The 3,387-nt window shown below is 38.1% G+C and carries 3 protein-coding genes; all 3 read right to left on the bottom strand.

The window, feature by feature from the left end:
- Nucleotides 1-58: 58 nt before the first annotated feature.
- The 3 genes from RV13_RS20100 to rsxC all read right to left on the bottom strand — a co-directional run bounded on the left by RV13_RS20100 (nucleotide 59) and on the right by rsxC (nucleotide 3,069).
- On the bottom strand, nucleotides 59-619 hold the full coding sequence (locus tag RV13_RS20100; RefSeq protein WP_010746444.1) for a histidine phosphatase family protein: 561 nt from the start codon (nucleotides 617-619) through the stop codon (nucleotides 59-61).
- A gap of 144 nt (nucleotides 620-763) precedes the next feature.
- Nucleotides 764-1,750 carry an RnfABCDGE type electron transport complex subunit D gene (locus RV13_RS20095; protein ID WP_010746445.1) on the bottom strand — a complete coding sequence of 329 codons (987 nt, stop codon included), beginning with the start codon at nucleotides 1,748-1,750 and terminating at the stop codon, nucleotides 764-766.
- 2 nt (nucleotides 1,751-1,752) lie between these two features.
- Complete coding sequence (rsxC, locus tag RV13_RS20090) at nucleotides 1,753-3,069, bottom strand: electron transport complex subunit RsxC (RefSeq protein WP_231371796.1); 1,317 nt, start codon at nucleotides 3,067-3,069, stop codon at nucleotides 1,753-1,755.
- Nucleotides 3,070-3,387 lie beyond the last annotated feature (318 nt).

Below are 3,387 nucleotides of genomic sequence, written 5' to 3'. Positions count from 1 at the left end.
CTCTATCAGTCCTATTTGACAAAGAGCCAAAAAAAAACGGACATCATGTCCGTTTTTTTTATGCACTCTTGATTGTTGATGCTACTTTTTTCCAATCAAAGCCAATCAATTTTGCATTAGGGGTTCGATAGTTAAAGACTTTTTCATTTTCAAGAGGTTCAAAATAATTTTTGATCGCCCGAATCACAGAATTATGACAGACTAATAAATAAGTATTTTCAGAATCCTGTTCCAATTCTTCCAGCAATGGGACAATTCGTGCGTAAACATCCATCAAAGATTCTCCATTGGGATACCTGACTGCAAATTGTGTTCTAAATTTTAAATACCCTTCAGATTTATCACTTGTCCCATCGTAATCCCCGTAATCTAACTCTATTAAGCGTTCATCCATATTCATTAGTAGCTGATTTTTTTCTGCTACGATCCGTGCAGTTTCTCGCGCTCTTTCTAACGGCGAATGGATTATTTTAGTTATGGGCGTTTTAAGGGCGGCTACTTCTTCTGCTAAAAATTCCGCTTGCTTATACCCCACTTCTGATAAAGATATATCACTTCTACCTGAAATGATCCCCTTCCGATTCCATTCAGTCTCACCATGTCTCGCAACGTAAAGCAAATAAAACAATCCTCTCTATCCTATAAATTGAAAATCATGGAGTGATTCCCAAGATAATTCTTTCTAATAAACTGGTAATAGCTACCAACTTTATCACTTTATCATTAGAATGAAAGAACGTCTACTTTTTACTGAAAATAATTGCTATCTTTCCACGCCATAAGCTCGCGGTATAATAAGATGATCAATTAGTGGAACGAAACAATTCATAATTAATAGAATAAAGGTCATTCCCTCTGGCATCGAACTTAGCTCCCGCCAAGCCATCAATAACAAACCGCAGCAAATCCCGTAAATAATCTCACCTTTTGGTGTCGTAGGCGAGGTACTGTAATCTGTTGCCATAAAAAAGGCCCCCAGCATCGTAGCACCACCAAAAACATGGGCAAAAACAATCGTCAGATCCCCTTTTCCTATGAATAGCGCTAAAATAATAATTGTCCCAATCATACAGAGCGGAATATGCCATGTAATCACCTTTTTATATAAGAGAAATAATCCGCCTAAAAGTAGAAGAATAGCGGTCGTTTCCGCATTTTTACCTGCAATTAGACCTGTCAGACTATCCACCATCTGACCAGAACTGAGTGATTCACCAGCTTTAGCTTCCATCAATGGAGTTGCTGATGATACCACATCTAAACTATTTATTGAAAAAAACGGCTGTGGCTGAACATTTTCAGACATCTCTTTGACAAAAATTAGTCTTAAAACAGCACGACCAGTCAAAGCGGGATTCAATAAATTCCTACCGATACCGCCAAATAACTCTTTTGCAACAATAATTCCAATGACTCCACCTAAAGCCGGATACCATAAGGGGACACTTACCGGTAGACTCATCGCTAATAAAACTCCCGTAACAGCCGCTGAATAGTCTTTAGGCAATGAGTGATTACGAATCCTAAACCATACAAATTCTGAAAGCAAACAGGTCGTAATCGAAATTACATATAAGAGCAGCGATCGAGCACCAAAGAAAATAATTGAGGCAACAATACTTGGAAATAGTGCCAATAATACGAGTCGCATGATTTGGTCGGTTTTTTCATGAAAAAGCAAATGCGGGGATGCTTCCATCATCGGATACCGCTTACTGCGAACTTCTTCGAAAGAACGGTTATTATCCATAATCAGGCCTTCCTTTCTTTGAGCGTTTGCTGTCCTGCGACGATATGTTCTGCTAGGTGACGCCTTGCAGGACAAATATAGGTACAGCAACCACAGTTGATACAGCTATCCACATAAAGCTTTTCTAGACGTTTCCAATTTTCCTTTAAATAACTTTTTTCAAGCTGATGAGGCAATAGGCCAATTGGGCAGACCTCTACACAACGTGCACACATGATGCAAGGACTAGGGGAACTGTCCTGATCGTGCGCTTCATTTATAACAATCAATCCGTTGGCAGATTTGGTCAAAGAAGCTGCCATTGTATCGACCGTCTTTCCCATCATAAAACCACCTGTAATAATTTTTGATGGTTTCCCCTCAAATCCACCGCAGAAGTCAATCATATCTTCAATCGTCGTTCCAATGGGGAAATAGACATTCTTTTGCTTTTTTACATCTCCGACTACTGAACATATTCGATGACTGAGAGGAATTCCTGGATCAATGGCCTCAAAAACTGCCACGGTCGTAGCTACATTAATAATCAAATAACCTAAATCTCTAGTTGATCCGTCAGCTGGGGCTTCTTTACCTGTGATAGCTTTAAACAACATCTCTGTGCTCCCTTGAGGATAGACAGACGGGACTTCCGCAACGGAGAGATTCGGATTATCTTTAGACAGTCTTCTCATCACTGCGATGGCTTCTTGTTTATCATCTTCAATCGCGATAATTCCTTCATTTGCCTTTGTTGCTTTTAAAACTAATTCACACCCTTTAATCAACTTTTCACCTTGAGTAACCATTAATGCAGCATCTGCCATTAATAACGGTTCACATTCTGCTCCATTAAAAATACAAGTATGAATTATCTCTTTAGGATTCAATTTTACATGACTAGGAAATGTTGCACCACCTAATCCAACTACTCCCGCCGCCTCAACACGTTCAACAATCATTTCCGAGGTTAAATCATCAATTGTCTCATGATGAATCTCTCGCGGTTGTTCACGAAAATCATTTTCGATCACCACACAAGTTATCTCATTGTCTTGGCCTTGATCAATTTTCTTTATTTCAATAATGGTTCCAGATATACTGGCATGAACGTTTGCCCCCAATCCTTCATCCATTTTCGCGATAGTTTGACCTAAGAACACGTCTTCTCCTACTGATACCATTACTTCCGCCGGTTCACCAATGTGTTGTTGAACCGGAATATAGACCTTTTTAGGATGTATGCTTTCTACTTTTTTATAATTATCAATTCCTCTTAAATGTAAAGCAGAATCTTGATGAAGATCAATTCCGCCTTTAAATGCTTGCTTGTTCATCATGTTCCTCCAATATTCTTCATATTTTTAGTATATCATGAACATTTTATAGCTAAAAATAATACCCTTTATCCTAAAAAATCTAATTAGATAATTTGAAAAGTTATTACATAACCATCCTAGTTTAGTTAGTTTCTGGATTATCAAAATCGTTTTTTCTGATGATAGCACTATAATTTAATGTAAAACAAAAAAGCATTCAAAAGACCGATTTCCTCATCTTTTGAATGCTGAATTTTCTACATTATTTATCATAAAAAGAGACTATCCACAACATGGATAGTCTCTTTTTGCGTGGCGACGTCCTAATCTCACAAGGGG

The sequence above is a fragment of the Enterococcus raffinosus genome (genome assembly GCF_001886185.1).
Taxonomy (GTDB): domain Bacteria; phylum Bacillota; class Bacilli; order Lactobacillales; family Enterococcaceae; genus Enterococcus_A; species Enterococcus_A raffinosus.
This window is presented reverse-complemented; position numbering and strand designations above follow the sequence as displayed.